The sequence below is a fragment of the Micromonospora sp. CA-248212 genome (genome assembly GCF_050948405.1).
Classification (GTDB): domain Bacteria; phylum Actinomycetota; class Actinomycetes; order Mycobacteriales; family Micromonosporaceae; genus Micromonospora.
Genome location: NZ_CP192023.1, coordinates 901,640 through 918,849 on the forward strand (window position 1 = coordinate 901,640; position 17,210 = coordinate 918,849).

Here is a 17,210-nt window from a genome sequence, read left to right on the forward strand (position 1 = left end):
TCCGGATCGGCGCCGGTTGCAGACTGGGGGCGTGGGATGCGCGCTACGGGGACGCGGTGCCGGTAGGGCGGGACCGCAGCTCGGTGACGTAGTCGTCCGGCGCGCCCGCCTTCTCGGCGGCGTTCGCGATCTCGGACAGGTACCACGACGTCGGCAGGCCGCCCTCGTACCCGTCGAACACGTAGATCCACGCCGTGACGTCGCCGTCGAGGGTGGAGACCCGTACGTGCAGCTTGCGGTAGGTGCCGGCGGTCACGCCCTCGATCTCGTCGAGCTGCGCGGCGTCGTACGGGTGGATGTCGTAGATCGCCACGAACACCCGGTCGCCGGGGGACTCGACGACGGTGCTCACCGCGCCCTCCCAGCCGATCACGTCCTCCCCGGCGAAGGTCAGCCGCCACCCCTCCAGCCAGCCGGTGCCGACCATCGGGGAGTGCGGGCAGTAGGCCCGCATCCGGGACGGATCGAGGTTTGAGCCGTAGGCGGCGTGATGACCCACGGCGATGACGATAGCCCGGCGGATGGGTGGGGGAGAATACGACTGTGCGTGTCGGATGCGCTCGGGAGAAGAAAGTCACTGTGAGCACCAACGAAGGGCGAACGTGGTGAGCGCGAGGAGTGCAGCGCGGCGGAGCCCCGCAGTCGCGAGCGAAAGGATGGCGCTGTGAGCCGGATCGTGATCATCGGCGGTGGGCCGGCCGGGTACGAGGCGGCACTGGTCGCCGCCCAACTGGACGCCGATGTCACCGTGGTCGAGGCCGACGGCGCGGGTGGGGCCTGTGTGCTCTCCGACTGCGTACCGTCGAAGACCTTCATCGCCAGCTCCCAGGTGGTCACCGGCTACCGGGACACCGAGGAGTTCGGGGTGCACTCGGACGGCCTGGAGGCGGTGACCGTCGACGCGCAGGCCGTGCACGCGCGGGTGAAGCGGCTGGCGTTGGCGCAGTCCGCCGACATCCACGCCAAGCTGCTCAAGGCGGGTGTCACCTTCGTGGCCGGCACCGCCCGCCTCGGCGAGGACGCGCTCGGGCACACCCACCGCGTCATCGTCACGCCCGCGGACGGCGGCGAGGAGTACCCGATCGACGCCTCCACCGTGCTGGTCGCCACCGGCTCGACGCCCCGGCAGTTGCCCACCGCCGTACCGGACGGCGAGCGCATCCTGACCTGGCGTCAGGTGTACGACCTGTCGGACCTGCCGGAGCACCTGATCGTGGTCGGCTCGGGTGTGACCGGCGCCGAGTTCGCCAGCGCGTACCTCGCGATGGGGGTGGAGGTCACCCTGGTCTCCAGCCGCGACCGGGTGATGCCGCACGAGGACGCCGACGCGGCGTCGGCCATCGAGCGGGTGTTCCGTAACCGGGGCATGAACATCCTCAACAACTCCCGGGCCGACGCGGTGCGGCGAACCGCCGACGGGGTCGAGGTGGAGCTGTCCGACGGGCGCAGGGTCACCGGTTCGCACGCTCTCATCGCGGTCGGCTCGATCCCGAACACCGCCGACCTAGGCCTGGCCGAGTACGGCGTGGAGCTGGGCCGGGGCGGTTACGTCACGGTCGACCGGGTCTCCCGGACGAACGTGCCCGGCATCTACGCCGCCGGTGACTGCACCGGCGTGCTGCTGCTGGCGAGTGTGGCCGCCATGCAGGGTCGGATCGCCATGTGGCACGCCCTCGGCGAGGCCGTCCGCCCGCTGCGGCTGCGGACCGTCGCCGCGAACGTCTTCACCGACCCGGAGTTGGCCACCGTCGGCGTCTCGCAGGACGAGGTCGACGCGGGCAAGGTGCCGGCCCGGCAGGTGATGCTGCCGCTGTCCGGCAACGCCCGGGCCAAGATGGACGACCTGTCCGACGGCTTCGTGAAGTTGTTCTGCCGCCCGGCGAGCGGTCAGGTGATCGGCGGCGTGGTGGTCGCCCCGAAGGCCAGCGAGCTGATCCTGCCCATCACCATGGCCGTGGAGAACAATCTGACGGTCAACGAGCTGGCCCAGACGATCACCATCTACCCCAGCCTCTCCGGCTCCATCACCGAGTCCGCCCGCCAGCTAATGCTCCACGAACTGGAGTAAGCGCCCGCGCCCCATCCTCGTCGATCATGGACTTGTGGTGGCCGTTATGCGGCGTCACACCCCTTTCGTGGGGCACCACAACTCCATGATCGACGGGTGCACGCCGGACCTGGGTCACCGCGACCGTCGCCAGGAGCGCTACCTCGGTGAGGATCAGGAGGCGTTCGGCCAGGCCGATGAGCAGGCGGTCGCCGGGGTAGGCGGACCAGACCATCGCGGCCGACAGGGCCAGGCTGAGCACGACCAGGGCGCGTAGCGTCCTGGCGGTGGGCGTCAGGTCGGGGCGACGCGCGAGCAGCCAACCGCCGACGGGGAGAGCCAGGAAGGCGACCACCGACGCGTACCGGTGCACGTAGGCGGATGCGGTCATGGCGGTGCCCGGCTCGTTCGTCGGCACCACGGCGGCCAGCAGCAGCCCCGCGACCCAGGCGACGAGCAGCAGTTCGGCCGCTCGGCCGGGCGGCGGGCCGGTACGACGCAGCCCGTACATCACCGCCGCGGTGGCGAGCGCCAGCACCACCATGGCGACGTCGATGACACCGCCCCGGTCGGAGACGGCGAAGTCGCTGATGGTCAGCGCCCACGGGTTGAGGTCGTCGTTGACTTCCAGGTGGCCGATCACGGTGAGCAGCGCCGCCACGGCGATCCCGCCGAGGGCCAGCAGGCCGGTACTCCGGGTTTCAGGCATGCCTCAGCCTGTCGCCGCGAACACCCCAGCCAGATCCGGGACCGCCACCGACTTGGCCCCCAAAACCCACCCCTAGAGGCCGGTCCGCCCTCGCCCCCGCCCCCGCCCCCGCCCCAGCGCTCGCCCTCGCGATCTTGCACTTTCGGCTGCCGTTATGCGGTTATCCGCCACAATTGCCGCGACCGAAAGTGCAAGATCGCGGAGAGTGGAGAGTGGAGAGCGTGCACTCAGTCGACGGGGCCTTCGGCGGCGGCGCGGGCGTGCCGGGCGCTGACCAGGGTCATCGCCCAGCCGGCCGCCGCGAAACCGGCCGCCGCGGCGACGGCGATGATGGCCAGCCGCCAGGCCGACTCGGTGAGCGCGGTGCCGCCCAGGTGTCCGATCAACGCGCCGTAACTGGCCCAGCCCAACGCGGCGATCATCTCGTAGAGCGCGAACAGCCGGTACGGGTAGCGGCTGCGGCCGGCCGAGAAGCAGGCCGCCATCCGTCCGCCCGGCACGAACCGGCAGAGCAGGATGACCAGCGGGCCGGGTTGTCGGAGGCCCTGGGTGACCCGGCTGGCGACGCGGCGGGCGCGGCTGAGCTCCGCGTGCCGGGGTGCCCGCCGGTCCGGGGCGAGCCGGCCGAGCAGGTAGCAGGCCAGATCACCGGCGAACACGCCGAGCGCGCCCACGGCGATGGTGACCGGCAGGCTGAGGCGGCCGTACACGGTCAGCGCGCCACTGGTGATCATGACGATCTGGGTGGGGATGACGGGTACGAAGGCGTCGGCGACGAGGAGCCCGAGCAGCACCAGGTACGCCCACGTCGGCGACGCGACGTCAGTCAGTAGTTCGGGCACGCCTGCCACCTCGCCGGATGCGGCCGATTGGGTGTCTTGAGCCTGACGGCATGGCCGGCGTCACGGTGGAGGGGCCCGGGGCGTCGTGACCGCCGACACCACAGGGCCACCCTGTTCCAACGAGGCAGGCGTCCCGCTGGTGACGGTCCCAGCGCGGCCTGAGGTGGTCGCCGGATCGGCGTGCGTCGGCGTACCGTGGTCGGCGCGGCCCAGCACGCCGGGTCCCCCGTTCCTGACGATGCGGGCCGCTCAGGGCCGCCGGCGGGTCCCGCGCCGGCGGCCCGTCCCTCTTCCCGCCGCCGCAAATCCGGGTGCGTCCCCGACCGCCCGACGGGTAGCGTCGCGGCATGCGCAGCGCGAAACTGACGACGACGCCGGGTGTCCCCGGCGTGCCGCGCTGACGTAACCACCGTCGACCAGGCCCGGGGCGATCCGCCCCCGAGGGCCGTTCGGCGTTCGGTGTCCAGGTCGCCTCCGGGTCGTACCCGATCCAGGAGCCCGACATGATCGACCACCGTAGGCTCGGCCGTGAGCTGGACCTGTTCGTCTCCGACCCGCTGGCCGGCGCCGGCCTGCCCATCTGGTTGCCGGCCGGCGCCGCCGCCCGGCACGCCGTCGAGGAGTACGTCCGGGAGTTGGAGCGCCGCTCCGGCCACCGGCACGTCTACTCGCCGCCGCTCGGTAAGCGGGAACTCTTCGAGCTCTCCGGCCATCTCGGCTACTTCGCCGACGACATGTTCCCGCCGCTGCGACTGAGCGCCGACGACGAGTTCGTGCTCCGGCCGGCGCTCTGCCCGCACCACGCGTTGGTGTTCCGCGCCCGGGGCCGCTCCTACCGGGAGTTGCCGCTGCGCGTCGCGGAGCTGGGCGGGATGTACCGCGCGGAGCGTTCCGGGGTGCTCGGCGGTCTGTCCCGGGTACGCGCCATCTCCCTCAACGACGCGCACATCTTCTGCGCTCCCGAGCAGGTCGGCGCGGAGGTCACCGAGATCCTCGGGCTGATCCGCGCCGCGCACGCCGCGCTCGGCGTACGCCCGGCGGGGTTCCGGCTGTCGCTGCGCGGACCGGGCGGGAAGTACGTCGGCGACGACGCGCAGTGGGCCCGCGCCGAGGACCTGCTGCGGGGCGCGCTGGCGGGGGTGGAGTACGTCGAGGCGCCGGGCGAGGCCGCCTTCTACGGGCCGAAGATCGACATTCAGATCGTCGACGCGGCGGGCCGGGAGTCGACCATCTCCACCATCCAGGTCGACTTCGACAAGCCGGAGCGGTTCGACCTGTCGTACACCGACTCGGACGGCGGCCGGCGTCGGCCGGTGATGCTGCACCGCAGCCTGGTCGGCAGCATGGAACGGCTGTTCGCGTACCTCATCGAGGCGCACGAGGGCGCGTTCCCGGCCTGGTACGCGCCCGTCCAGTTGGTGGTGCTGCCGGTGGACGACCGGCAGGCCGACGCGGCTGCCGACCTGGCCCGCCGGGCCGTCGACGCCGGGCTGCGGGTCGAGGTCGACGCCGCCGGCTCGCTGGGCGCCCGGGTCCGGGACGCGGCCCGCCGCCGCGTCCCGTACCTCGGGGTCCTGGGTGCCTCCGAGGCCGCCGCCGGCGCGCTCGCCCTCCGGCTGCGCGACGGCCGTGCCCTGGCCCCGATGCCGGCCGACGCCGCGCTCGCCCTGATCGGCGGGCAGGTCGCCGCCCGCGCGGCCGACCTGCTCCCGCCGGGCTGACCCGCCCGCCGATCCGGTTGTGTGCACGACCGGCCGCCCTCAGACCGACGCCGGTTGAGCGGCGGTGGCCGGCTCCTCGTCGACCGCCGCGCCGGTGAACTGCGAGCGGTAGAGCCGGTGGTACGCGCCGTGCGCGGCGAGCAACTGCTCGTGGGTGCCCTGCTCGACGATGCGACCCTCCTCCATCATCAGGATCAGGTCGGCATCCCGGATGGTGGAGAGCCGGTGCGCGATGACGAAGCTCGTCCGGTCCGAGCGCAGCGCCGCCATCGCCCGCTGGAGCAGCACCTCGGTACGGGTGTCCACCGAGCTGGTGGCCTCGTCCAGGATGAGCAGGGACGGCTCGGCGAGGAACGCCCGGGCGATGGTGATGAGCTGCTTCTCGCCGGCGCTGACGTTGCTGCCCTCCTCGTCGATGACCGTGTCGTAGCCGTCGGGCAGGCTGCGCACGAACCGGTCCACGAAGGTGGCTCGGGCCGCGGCGACGATCTCCTCCTCGGTGGCGTCGGGTCGGCCGTAGGCGATGTTGTCGCGGATGGTGCCGCCGAACAGCCAGGTGTCCTGGAGCACCATGCCGATCCGGCCACGCAGGTCGTCGCGGCGCAGCGTGGTGACGTCCACCCCGTCGAGCGTGATCCGGCCGGCGTCCAGCTCGTAGAAGCGCATGATCAGGTTGACCAGGGTGGTCTTGCCGGCGCCGGTCGGGCCGACGATCGCCACCGTGTGCCCCGGCTCGGCCACCAGCGACAGGTCGTCGATCAGCGGCTTGTCCGGCGCGTACCGGAACGAGACGTGCTCGAACTCGACCCGGCCGTGCGGGTCGACGACCCGGGCCGGCTGGGCCGGGTCGGGACTCTGCTCGTCGGCGTCGAGCACGGCGAAGACCCGCTCGGCCGACGCCACCCCGGACTGGAGCAGGTTGGCCATCGAGGCGAGTTGGGTGAGCGGCTGGGTGAACTGGCGGGAGTACTGGATGAACGCCTGCACGTCACCGAGGCTCATCGCCCCGGAGGCCACCCGCAGACCGCCGACCACGGCGATCGCCACGTAGCTCAGGTTTCCGATGAACATCATCGACGGCATGATGATCCCGGAGATGAACTGTGCGCCGAAGCTCGCCCGGAACAGTTCCTCGTTCTTCGCGTGGAAGGCGGCCTCCACCTCGCGCTGCCGGCCGAAGACCTTCACCAGCTCGTGCCCGGTGTACGCCTCCTCGATCTGGCCGTTCAACGCGCCGGTGTGCGTCCACTGCGCGATGAACTGCTTCTGCGACCGCTTGGCGATGCGTTGGGTGACCAGCACCGACAGGGGCACCGCGACGAGTGCCACCAGGGCCAGCAGCGGCGAGATCCAGAACATCACGGCCAGCACGCCGATCACGGTCAGCAGCGAGGTGAGTAGCTGACTGAGGGTCTGCTGGAGGCTGGTGGAGATGTTGTCGATGTCGTTCGTGACCCGGCTGAGCAGCTCGCCACGGGGCTGCCGGTCGAAGTAGGGCAGTGGCAGTCGGTTGAGCTTCTCCTCCACCTCGGCGCGCAGCCGCAGCACCGTGCGCTGGACCACCCCGTTGAGCAGCCAGCCCTGCCACCACGCCAGCACGCTCGACGCCAGGTAGAGCCCGAGCGCCAACAGCAGCACCCGGCCCAGCGCGTCGAAGTCGATGCCCACCCCGGGCACCACGTCCATCCGGGACAGCATGTCGGCGAAGCTCTCGTTGCCGCTGGCCCGCGCCGCGGCGACGGCCTGGTCGGCGGTGGTGCCCGCCGGCAGTTGCCGACCGATCACCCCGCTGAAGATGAGATCGGTGGCGTGGCCCAGGATCTTCGGACCGGCCACGCTGAAACCGACGCTCACCACGGCCAGGGTGATGATCGCGCCCAGGTGCAGCCGGTGCGGGCGCAGCCGGCCGAGCAACCGTCGCGCCGACGGTCCGAAGTTCATCGACTTCTCGGCGGGCATTCCCGCGCTCATCCAGGGCGGGCCGCCGCCTGGTCGGCCCGCCGGCAGCCGCTTCGGCGTCTGCCCGTCGCCGCCGGGCTGCTGCGTGGCTCCGCCGCCGGGCTGCTCGGCGTCGCCGGTTGGCGTCCGCGGGTCGCCGGCCGGCTTCTGACTGGGTACGGCCGCGGCGCGCGGCTCGTTCCGCTCGCTCACGCCGCCACCTCCGCCGTCTGCTGGGAGGCCACGATCTCGGCGTACGTCGGGCAGGTCTCCAACAACTGGGCATGTCGTCCCACTCCGACGACCCCTCCGTTCTCGAGCACGATGATCTGGTCGGCGTCGACGATGGTGGACACCCGTTGGGCCACGATCACCACCGCCGACTGCGCGGTGATCGGCCGTAGCGCCGCCCGCAGCCGGGCGTCGGTGCCGAGGTCGAGCGCGGAGAACGAGTCGTCGAACAGGTAGATCTCCGGCTGCCGGACCAGTGCCCGGGCGATGGCCAGGCGTTGGCGCTGCCCGCCGGAGACGGTGCTGCCGCCCTGTGCGATCGGCGCGTCCAGCCCGCCGGGCATCTGGGCCACGAAGTCCCGGGCCTGGGCGATCTCCAACGCCGCCCACAGCTCCTCGTCGGTGGCGTCCGGGTTGCCGTAGCGCAGGTTGCTGGCGACCGTGCCGGTGAACAGGTACGGCCGCTGCGGCACCAACCCGATGCGTCGCCACAGCTCGTCGGGTTCCAACTCGCGTACGTCGACCCCGTCGACCAGCACCGCGCCGTCGGTCACGTCGACCAGGCGCGGGACGAGCGACAGCAGGGTCGTCTTGCCGGCGCCGGTGCTGCCGATGATCGCCGTCGTGGTGCCGGCGGTGGCGCGGAAGGAGATGTCCCGCAGCACCGGCTCGACCGCCCCGGGGTACTGGAACCGCACCCCGCGCAGCTCCAACTCGGCCCGGCTGGGCAGCTCGGTGACCGGGGTGGCGGCGGGGACCACCGAGGAGTCGGTGTCCAGCACCTCGACGATGCGTTCGGCGCAGACGGCTGCCCGGGGCACCATCATCAGCATGAAGGTGGCCATCATGACGGCCATCAGGATCTGCATCAGGTACGCCAGGAAGGCGGTGAGCGCGCCGATCTGGATCGCGCCGGAGTCGACCCGCTGCGCGCCGAACCAGAGCACCGCCACGCTGGACACGTTGAGCACCAGCATGACCACCGGGAAGATCAACGCCAACAACCGTCCGGTACGCAGGGCGGTGGCGGTCAGGTCGGCGTTGGCGACACCGAAGCGCTCCGTCTCGTACGGCTCGCGGACGAACGCGCGGACCACCCGGATGCCGGTGATCTGCTCGCGCAGCACCCGGTTGACCGTGTCGATCCGGGTCTGCATCAGCCGGAAGCCCGGCACCATCCGGCGGATGATCGCGCTCAGCGCGACGGCCAGCACCGGCACGCTGACCAGCATCAGCCAGGACAGCCCGATGTCCTCGCGCAGCGCCATGACCACCCCACCGACGCTCATGATCGGTGCGGCGACCAGCATGGTGCAGCTCATCAGTACGAGCATCTGCACCTGTTGGACGTCGTTGGTGTTGCGGGTGATCAGCGACGGCGCCCCGAACCGGGCCACCTCGCGGGCGGAGAAGCTGTTGACGTGCGAGAACAGCCGGGCGCGGACGTCCCGGCCGAAGCCCATGGCGACCTGCGCGCCCAGGTAGACGGCCGCGATCGAGCAGACGATCTGGATCAGACTGACCAGCAGCATCCAGCCGCCGGTGTGCACGATGTAGCCGGTGTCGCCCCGGGCCACGCCCTTGTCGATGATGTCGGCGTTGAGGCTGGGCAGGTAGAGCGAGGCCATGGTGCCCACGAACTGGAGCAGCACCACCGCCACTAGCGGTCTGGAGTACGGGCGCAGTTGGCCGCGTAACAGTCGGATCAGCACGACGTTTCCTCCGCGTCGGTGGGTCGTCCGGTCATCTGCGGGTCGTGGCCGCTGCCGATGACTTCGAGTAGGAACTCCCGGATCACCTGGGCCTTCGCCGGGTCGGCGTCGACCGAGGTGAGCGGGCGTCCGGAGTGCATGAGAGCGCCGAGCGCGGCCACCCGTTCCCGGCCGGCGGGGGTGATGGCGAGTCGGATGCTGCGCCGGTCGCTGTCGTCGCGCTGGCGCTCGACCAGGCCGTCGCGTTCGAGGGTGTCGACGATGCCGGTCAGTGTTGCCGGGCGGACGAACCCCTTCTCGGCGACCTGGCGGTGGGGCAGCTCGCCGTGCCGGGCGAGCGTCATCAGGGTGATCATGCCGGCCTGGGTGAGGCCGTGTTCCTCGGCGAGGAAGCGGTTCCAGCGCTGCCCGACGAGGTGCCCGGCCACGACCAGTAGTCGTCCCAGCGGCACATCCTGGAGGGTGATGAGTTCCACGAGAGCAGATTAGCCCCCTGATAGTCAGGGGCCAAACGAAATAGCCGCGGCGGTGGCGACGAACACGAGTTGCAGGATCGCGCGCTGACCCAGTGGGGTGACCGGGCGTCCGGCGAGGGTCAGCCTCCGGCGTGCGGCCGAGGCGTTCGCCGGGAACATCGCGAGCAGGAGCAGGCCGAGCCCGGCCGCGGCGAGGCGGGCGGTCGTCGGGATCAGCAGCCCGACCGCCCCGACCAGCTCCAGTGCGCCGGTGAGGGTGACCAGCAGGTCCGGCCGGGGTAGTCGGGGCGGAACCATCGCGATCAGGTCGGCGCGGCGTCGGCCCACGAAGTGCGCAACGCCGGTCAGCACGAACATCAGGGCCAGTCCGACCCGCAGCGCGGGATGCCAGCCGTCGAGCGCGGAGACGCCGGCCAGGCCGGCCAGGCGGGCCAGTGCGCTGCCGGCGATCAGGACGATCAGGGGTGCCATCGGAGTCCTCCTCGGGGAAACTTGTCGGTGACAAGATTGCGGTGGTCGGTGGCATCTTGTCAATGGCAAGATTAGGATTCGGGCATGACCGAGACGCGTCCGTACCACCACGGCGACCTTCGCCGCGCCCTGCTCGCCGCGGCGCTGCAGGCGATCGAGGAGGTCGGACCCGCCGCGCTGAGCCTGCGCGACCTGGCTCGTCGGGCCGGTGTCTCGCACGCCGCGCCCGCGCACCACTTCGGTGACAAGGCGGGGCTACTCACCGTTCTCGCCACGGAGGGCTTCGACCGGTTGGCGCAGGCGCTGGTCGCCGCCGGCGACGACCTGCTGACGGCCGGCGTCGCGTACGTGGACTTCGCGGTGTCGCACCGCGCCTACTTCGAGGTGATGTTCCGGCCCGAGCTGCACCGGGTCGACGACCCCGAGCTGACCGCCGCCCGCGAGCGGGCCGGCGCGGCACTCCGCGCGGGGGTGGCCGCCCGTGGCGCATCCGGCGACACCGGCCTGGACTCGCTCGCCGCCTGGTCCATCGCCCATGGATTCGCCACTCTGTGGCTGGCCGGCGCACTACCGGACCGCGTAGGTGGCAGCCCCGGCAACGCAGCCCGCGAAGTCCTGGGCCGCCTAACTAGGTAGACACGCGGCAGCATCCCGCGTCGCGAAGCGGCGTGGGGTGGGTCGTGGTGTAGCGGTGGCTGACGGCGAGGTCGAGAGTGACGCGGCAGAGCCGTGTGCGGAGTTGGGGCGGGCACCGATTCGGGTAGGCCCGTTTCGTGTTGAACCTTCGTCGTGGATGCCCCGTTGGGGAGCTGGACAGCGGTCATCCACGCGAGAGGACCAGAAGCATGCCCCGACGACGCGAATCCGCCCCCGCTTATACGCCGATGGCCTACCAGCAGATCATCGACGACCCGGGCCTCGCCGATCCCAGCCTCGTGCTGGACTGGGCACACAAGTCAGGTCGACTCGCCCGCGGCTCCGATCACATCGCCAAGTTGAGCCGGGGAGTGTTGGGGGAATTTGCCCGGTCGCACGGGCTCCCCGCCGGCTACTTCACACTTGAGTCAGATGGCGCGACATATTTTCTGGGAAAGCATCCTGATCTTGCCCCCGGCGGTGCCGACCCGAGGTCCGTGGCAGCTCGGCGAATTGACCCGCCCGCCCGCTGGGGGCGAGTGTTCGTACCGGCGGCCTATCAGGCGGTTATCGACAACCCGAGCATCGCCGATCCCAGCCTCGTGCTGGACTGGGCACACAGGTTAGGTCGACTTGCGCGTAGCTCCGATCACCTCGGTCAGTTGAGCCGGGCAGTGTTGGGGGAATTTGCCGAGTCGCACGGGCTCCCCGCCGGCTACTACACACTTGAGTGGGATGGCGCGAAGTATTTCCTGGGGAAGCATCCTGATCTTGCCCCCGGCGGTGCCGACCCGAGGTCCGCGGCAGCTCAGCGAATTGACCCGCCCGCCCGCTGGGGGCGAGTGTTCACCCCGGCGGCCTATCAGGCGGTCATCGACAACCCGGGCATCGCCGATCCCCGCATCGTGGTGGCCTGGACGCATGCGACAGACCGAATGGCACCTACCGCCACCAGCCTCGCTGTTATGGGCCCGGGAGTGTTGGATGACTTTGCCCGGTCGCACGGGCTTCCCGCCGGCTATTACACGTCTGAGCAGCTTGGCGCGAAATATTTCCTGGCGAACCATCCTGATCTTGCCCCCGGCGGTGCCGACCCGAGGGCCGCGGCAGCTCAGCGAATCGACCCGCCCGCCGGCTGGCCCCCGCGACTGTTCGTACCGGTGGCCTACCAGGAGGTCATCGACAACCCCGCCATCGTCGATCACTCACTCATCGCGGCCTGGGCTGGCGCCACCGGCCGACTCGCCAATCCCAACGCCAGGCTTCTGAGCCTGGCGGTGGTGAACGATTTCACCGATGCCCACGGACTGCCCAGACGTTCGTTCATCCTGAACGTATACGGCAACAGCTCCGTCCTGCAGCCGAACCCCGACCGCTTGCCCGCCGTGGGCGACCCGGAGATCGCGGCACCCGGCAGGATCCCACTGCCCCAGGGATGGCGACCGAGGGTACCCGTCGAGGCGCACCAGAACGAACAGGTCATCGACCCGCCACAGCGGCTGCCCGCCCCAGGCAGCCCCGCCCGTTCCTACTCGACGCCCTCCGGGCCGTACACCCACGACGCAGCACCCCCGTACTACGCCGTCGCACCCGCACCAGGGTCAGAGCCGATGTCCCAGAACACCAACCTTTATTCGGTAGCGGCTCAATCATCATTCACACCCCAGGACCCCTACTCGTACCCCTCGCCCGAGGTCAGTCAGTACCCGGCTCAATACGACACGAGCGCGTCCTACGGCGTCAACCAGCCGACCCTTTACGCGCCCAATTACGGGTCCACCTATGCGCCCTCTTACGAGTCCGCCTACGCGCCCACCTATGCGCCCTCTTACGAGTCCAACTACACCCAATACGCCGACAGCGCAGGTCCCGCCTTCAACCCCGCCGGCCCGAGCTACGCCCCCACCGCCGCCACGCCGGCCATCCAGTACGGCAACAGCAATGTCGACCAGCGAGCCATCAGCTACACAACGGCACGGATGGACTCCATGAGCATCACCAGCGCCAGCTGGCACCCCGACGCGGCACGCATTTCCTCATCAGGAGCCCCGACGCACCGCCAGGCCGATTACAGCGTCACCGAAAGCAGATCACCAACTCCTGAACAGCGCCCCAGAAAACAGTGCAAACGCGCTTGACCGTCGAGCCCGGCCATGCCGATCTTGGGGGCAGCCCCGTTGACCCCAAGTGGCGTGTCGTGGCAATGACGTCATGAGCCGCGCGAGCGCGGACCGGTGGGTTCTTACCAGCTGGTGGGGAGGGGCATTCCTTCGGTGTAGCCGGCGGCGCTCTGGACGCCGACTATCGCTCGCTCGTGGAACTGCGTCAGGTTGCGGGCACCGGCGTAGGTGAAGGCGCTGCGTACCCCGGCGATGATCTCGTCGATCAGATCCTCGACGCCGGGGCGGTGCGGATCCAGGTACATCCGGGCCGAGGAGATGCCCTCCTCGAACACGGCCTTGCGAGCCCGGTCGTACGGGCTGTCGTCGGCCGTACGGGCGCTGACCGCCCGCGCCGAGGCCATCCCGAAGCTCTCCTTGTACCGCCGCCCGTCCGGTTCGGTGTAGAGGTCACCGGGGGACTCGTAGGTGCCAGCGAACCAGGAGCCGATCATCACGTTCGACGCGCCGGCGGCGAGCGCGAGCGCCACGTCGCGGGGGTGACGTACACCGCCGTCGGCCCAGACGTGCCGGCCCAGCTGCCGGGCGGCCGTCGAGCAGTCGAGGACGGCGGAGAACTGCGGCCGGCCCACGCCGGTCATCATCCGGGTGGTGCACATCGCGCCCGGGCCGACACCGACCTTGATGATGTCCGCGCCGGCCTCGACCAGGTCGCGTACGCCCTCGGCGGTGACCACGTTGCCGGCCGCCACCGGTACGCCCGGGTCCAGCTTGCGGACCGCCTGCAACGCCGAGATCATCCGGGCCTGGTGGCCGTGCGCGGTGTCCACGACCAGCGTGTCCACCCCGGCTTCGAGTAGCGCGGCGGCCTTGCCGGTGACGTCCCCGTTGATGCCGACCGCCGCCGCGATGCGCAGCCGACCCCGGTCGTCGACGGCCGGCGTGTAGAGGGTGGCTCGCAGTGCGCCCTGTCGGGTGAGCACCCCGACCAGCCGGCCGTGAGCGTCCACCACCGGAGCGAGCCGACGCCGGCCGGCGGAGAGCCTGTCGAAGCCGGTACGCGGGTCCGCGTCGGCCGGCACGGTGTGCAGCTCGGTCGACATGACGTGTCGCAGCTGGGCGAACCGGTCCACTCCCACGGTGTCCGCCTCGGTGACCACGCCCACCGGCCGGCCGCCGTCGTCGACCACGATCACCGCGCCGTGCGACCTCTTGGGCAGCAGGTGGATCGCGTCGCCGACGGTCTCGGTAGGGCCCAGGGTGATGGGCGTGTCGTAGACCAGGTGCCGCTGCTTGACCCAGGAGACGACGTTCGCCACGACCTCGATGGGGATGTCCTGCGGGATCACCGTGATCGCGCCCCGACGGGCTACCGTCTCGGCCATCCGCCGGCCGGCGACCGCCGTCATGTTCGACACCACCAGCGGGATGGTGGTGCCCGTGCCGTCGCCGGTGGACAGGTCCACGTCTAGGCGGGAGCCGAGGTCGGAGCGGGCCGGCGCCATGAAGACGTCGGTGTAGGTCAGGTCGTGCGCGGGGGCCGCGCCGGAAAGAAACCGCACCCGGCCATCATTCCCGCCCATGGCCGCCCGCGCCCACCTCGGTGCGGCAAACCACCCCCACCGAGCCCCGCCCGCCCGGACAAACGTAAGGAAGGGCCCCTTCTTATACACGAGGCGATAACAAGGTGCCCTTCCTTTCAGGAGATGGTGCAGATGGGCGCGCCCGCCGTGATCACGGCACCGACCTCGGCGGCGAGTCCGCTGACCGTACCCGCCTTATGGGCGTGCAACGGCTGCTCCATTTTCATCGCCTCCAGCACCACCACCAGGTCGCCCTCGGCCACCGTGTCGCCGTCGGCGACCGCGATCTTGACGATGGTGCCCTGCATCGGGGAGGTGAGCGCGTCGCCGCCGACCGGTACGCCGGCCTTGGCGCCACCCCCGCGCCGGGTCGGCTTGCGGGAGGCGGTTGAGGCTGTGGTCGTACTCCCGCCGAAGCCGGCGGGGAGGCTGACCTCGATGCGCTTGCCGCCGACCTCGACCACGACGGTGTCGCGTTCCGCCGGCGCGTCGGCGGTGCCGGCGGCGGCGGCGAACGGCGGCACGGTGTTGTGGAACTCGGTCTCGATCCACCGGGTGTGCACGGTGAACGGCTCGGCGGTGAACGCCTCGTCCCGCACGACGAGCCGGTGGAACGGCAGCGCGGTGGCCATGCCGTCGACGACCATCTCGTCGAGGGCGCGGCGGGCGCGCTCCAGCGCCTCGGTGCGCGTCTCACCGACGATGATCACCTTGGCGAGCAGCGAGTCGAAGTTGCCGCCGATCACGTCGCCGGCCGAGATGCCGGTGTCGACCCGCACGCCCGGGCCGCTGGGCAGGCGCAGCGCCGTGACCGTGCCGGGCGCGGGGAGGAAGTTGCGGCCCGGGTCCTCGCCGTTGATCCGGAACTCGATGGCGTGTCCGCGCGGCGTCGGGTCCTCGGTGATCCGCAGCGTCTCGCCGTCGGCGATCCGGAACTGCTCGCGGACCAGGTCGATGCCGGCGGTCTCCTCGGTGACCGGGTGCTCGACCTGGAGTCGCGTGTTGACCTCCAGGAAGGAGATGGTGCCGTCCTTGCCGACCAGGTATTCCACGGTGCCGGCGCCGTGGTAGCCGGCCTCGCGGCAGATCGCCTTGGCGCTGGAGTGGATCTGGGCGCGCTGGGCGTCGGTGAGGAACGGCGCGGGAGCCTCCTCCACGAGCTTCTGGTGCCGGCGCTGCAACGAGCAGTCCCGGGTGCCCACCACGATCACGTTGCCGTGCTGGTCGGCGAGGACCTGCGCCTCGACGTGGCGGGGCTGGTCCAGGTAGCGCTCGACGAAGCACTCGCCCCGACCGAACGCCGCGACGGCCTCGCGGGTGGCCGACTCGAAGAGCTGCGGGATCTCCTCCATGGTGCGGGCGACCTTGAGGCCCCGACCGCCGCCGCCGAAGGCCGCCTTGATGGCGACCGGCAGGCCGTGGTCGACGGCGAACGCCATCACCTCGTCCGGGCTGCCCACCGGGTCCGGGGTGCCGGGGACCAACGGCGCGCCGGCACGCTGGGCGATGTGCCGGGCGGTCACCTTGTCGCCCAGGTCGCGGATCGCCTGCGGGGTCGGACCGATCCAGGTCAGCCCGGCGTCGATGACGGCCTGGGCGAAATCGGCGTTCTCACTGAGGAAGCCGTAGCCCGGGTGCACGGCGTCGGCGTCGGCCCGGTCGGCGACCTCGAGCAGCTTGTCGATGCGCAGGTACGTGTCGGTCGCGCTGTCTCCGCCGAGCGCGTACGCCTCGTCCGCGAGCGTGGCGTGCAGGGCGTCGCGGTCGGAGTCCGCGTACACGGCGACGCTGCCCAGGCCGGCGTCACGACAGGCGCGGATGACCCGGACGGCGATCTCGCCGCGGTTGGCGATCAGTACCTTGCGCACCTTCGTGGCTCCTCCCGGCAGGTTACTGACGGGGAGTGTATCGGCCGCCCCGGGCGGCCCCTAACGATCGCTCAGTGTGGGATGGGGCACTGGTTTAGTCAAACTTGGCTATTACGCTTGTCTGGTGTCTGCGACTCGGATGATGATCCTCGGCCTGGTGCGGTGGATGCAGCCCGTGCACGGTTACGACGTGCGCCGCGAGCTGCTGAGCTGGAGCGCCGACAAGTGGGCGAACGTGCAGCCCGGCTCGATCTACCACGCGCTGCGCAAGCTCACCGAGGAGGGGCTGTTGCGGGCCGTCGCCACCGAGCAGGTCGGCGCCCGTCCGGCGCGTACGACCTACGAGGTCACCCCGAAGGGGGACGACGAGTTCGAGACCCTGCTGCGCAACTTCTGGTGGAACTTCACCGAACCCGTCGACCCCTTCACCGCGGCCTTCTCGTTCCTGCCCGCGATGCCCCGGTCCGAGGCGGCGGCGGCGCTGCGCAACCGGGCCAACCTGCTGCGGGCCGGCATGGAGTCGATGCGCGCCTCGCTTCAGTCGGACTGGGTGCGTAACACCAAGCCGGTGCACGTCAGTTGGATGTTCGAGCTGTGGTCGGCGCGGGCGGAGGCGGAGCTCAGCTGGTGTGAGCGCATCGCGGAGCGGATCGAGTCCGGTGTGTCGTACCTGCCTGCTGAACTGGCGAACGCCGAGGGTTGGTCGGGCCCGCGGGAGGGCGAGGAGCGGTTCAATCGCGACGCGAAATAATCAACGTTGACTACAAGCGCTATATCGCGTTAGCCTGCTGTCGGCACAGCGGGGGAGTGCGCCGTCCGGCGTCGTCCCACTCGACGGCCGGCCCACCGGTCCGAC

Annotated in this window: 14 protein-coding genes; 5 read left to right on the forward strand and 9 right to left on the reverse strand. The window is 70.8% G+C overall.

The genetic code is table 11. The annotated features are described in order from the left end of the window. Nucleotides 1-43 precede the first annotated feature (43 nt). Nucleotides 44-499: a gamma-glutamylcyclotransferase gene (locus tag ACQP03_RS04260; RefSeq protein WP_357175024.1), complete on the reverse strand. Its 456-nt coding sequence runs from the start codon at nt 497-499 to the stop codon at nt 44-46. Nucleotides 500-664: 165 nt separating this feature from the next. On the opposite strand from ACQP03_RS04260, the gene ACQP03_RS04265 reads away from it, so the two are divergent. After that, complete coding sequence (locus tag ACQP03_RS04265; protein WP_357397210.1) at nt 665-2,068, forward strand: NAD(P)H-quinone dehydrogenase; 1,404 nt, start codon at nt 665-667, stop codon at nt 2,066-2,068. Here the strand turns inward: ACQP03_RS04265 and ACQP03_RS04270 are convergent. Beyond that, entirely contained in the window at nt 2,025-2,756 is a 732-nt protein-coding gene (locus ACQP03_RS04270) for a DUF998 domain-containing protein (RefSeq protein ID WP_357397208.1), read from the reverse strand. The genes ACQP03_RS04265 and ACQP03_RS04270 overlap by 44 nt on opposite strands. Before the next feature lie 227 nt (nt 2,757-2,983). Then, complete coding sequence (locus ACQP03_RS04275) at nt 2,984-3,598, reverse strand: DedA family protein (protein WP_433460327.1); 615 nt, start codon at nt 3,596-3,598, stop codon at nt 2,984-2,986. Between the two features lie 503 nt (nt 3,599-4,101). On the opposite strand from ACQP03_RS04275, the gene thrS reads away from it, so the two are divergent. Further along, nucleotides 4,102-5,319, forward strand: coding sequence for a threonine--tRNA ligase (gene thrS / locus ACQP03_RS04280; RefSeq protein WP_357395850.1), 1,218 nt, complete (start codon nt 4,102-4,104; stop codon nt 5,317-5,319). 39 nt (nt 5,320-5,358) lie between these two features. Here thrS and ACQP03_RS04285 read toward each other — a convergent pair whose 3' ends face one another. From ACQP03_RS04285 to ACQP03_RS04300, 4 genes are all read right to left on the reverse strand, one after another. After that, nucleotides 5,359-7,290, reverse strand: a complete 1,932-nt coding sequence (locus ACQP03_RS04285) for an ABC transporter ATP-binding protein (protein ID WP_433461130.1) — start codon at nt 7,288-7,290, stop codon at nt 5,359-5,361. 176 nt (nt 7,291-7,466) lie between these two features. Then, nucleotides 7,467-9,200, reverse strand: a complete 1,734-nt coding sequence (locus ACQP03_RS04290) for an ABC transporter ATP-binding protein (RefSeq protein ID WP_357130291.1) — start codon at nt 9,198-9,200, stop codon at nt 7,467-7,469. Beyond that, nucleotides 9,194-9,676 (reverse strand): MarR family winged helix-turn-helix transcriptional regulator, encoded by a 483-nt coding sequence (locus ACQP03_RS04295; RefSeq protein ID WP_357130288.1) that lies wholly within the window; start codon nt 9,674-9,676, stop codon nt 9,194-9,196. The genes ACQP03_RS04290 and ACQP03_RS04295 overlap by 7 nt, the downstream gene beginning before the upstream one ends. Nucleotides 9,677-9,700: 24 nt before the next feature. After that, the gene (locus ACQP03_RS04300) at nt 9,701-10,147 is read right to left on the reverse strand and encodes a DoxX family membrane protein (RefSeq protein ID WP_357130285.1); all 447 of its coding nucleotides are present in this window, start codon (nt 10,145-10,147) and stop codon (nt 9,701-9,703) included. An 84-nt stretch (nt 10,148-10,231) separates the two neighbouring features. Here ACQP03_RS04300 and ACQP03_RS04305 point away from each other — a divergent pair, with 84 nt between their 5' ends. Together ACQP03_RS04305 and ACQP03_RS04310 are read left to right on the forward strand one after the other, a co-directional pair. Beyond that, nucleotides 10,232-10,783, forward strand: coding sequence for a TetR/AcrR family transcriptional regulator (locus ACQP03_RS04305; protein ID WP_357395859.1), 552 nt, complete (start codon nt 10,232-10,234; stop codon nt 10,781-10,783). Nucleotides 10,784-11,031: 248 nt separating this feature from the next. Beyond that, a complete protein-coding gene (locus tag ACQP03_RS04310; RefSeq protein WP_433460331.1) occupies nt 11,032-12,921 on the forward strand; it encodes a hypothetical protein in 1,890 nt (629 codons plus the stop codon). Nucleotides 12,922-13,025: 104 nt separating this feature from the next. Here the strand turns inward: ACQP03_RS04310 and ACQP03_RS04315 are convergent, their stop codons facing one another. Together ACQP03_RS04315 and ACQP03_RS04320 are read right to left on the reverse strand one after the other, a co-directional pair. After that, complete coding sequence (locus ACQP03_RS04315) at nt 13,026-14,465, reverse strand: GuaB1 family IMP dehydrogenase-related protein (RefSeq protein WP_357175013.1); 1,440 nt, start codon at nt 14,463-14,465, stop codon at nt 13,026-13,028. 137 nt (nt 14,466-14,602) lie between these two features. Beyond that, nucleotides 14,603-16,354, reverse strand: coding sequence for an acetyl/propionyl/methylcrotonyl-CoA carboxylase subunit alpha (locus ACQP03_RS04320; protein WP_357395871.1), 1,752 nt, complete (start codon nt 16,352-16,354; stop codon nt 14,603-14,605). Between the two features lie 139 nt (nt 16,355-16,493). On the opposite strand from ACQP03_RS04320, the gene ACQP03_RS04325 reads away from it, so the two are divergent. Then, nucleotides 16,494-17,105, forward strand: a complete 612-nt coding sequence (locus ACQP03_RS04325; protein WP_357395952.1) for a PadR family transcriptional regulator — start codon at nt 16,494-16,496, stop codon at nt 17,103-17,105. Nucleotides 17,106-17,210: the final 105 nt, after the last annotated feature.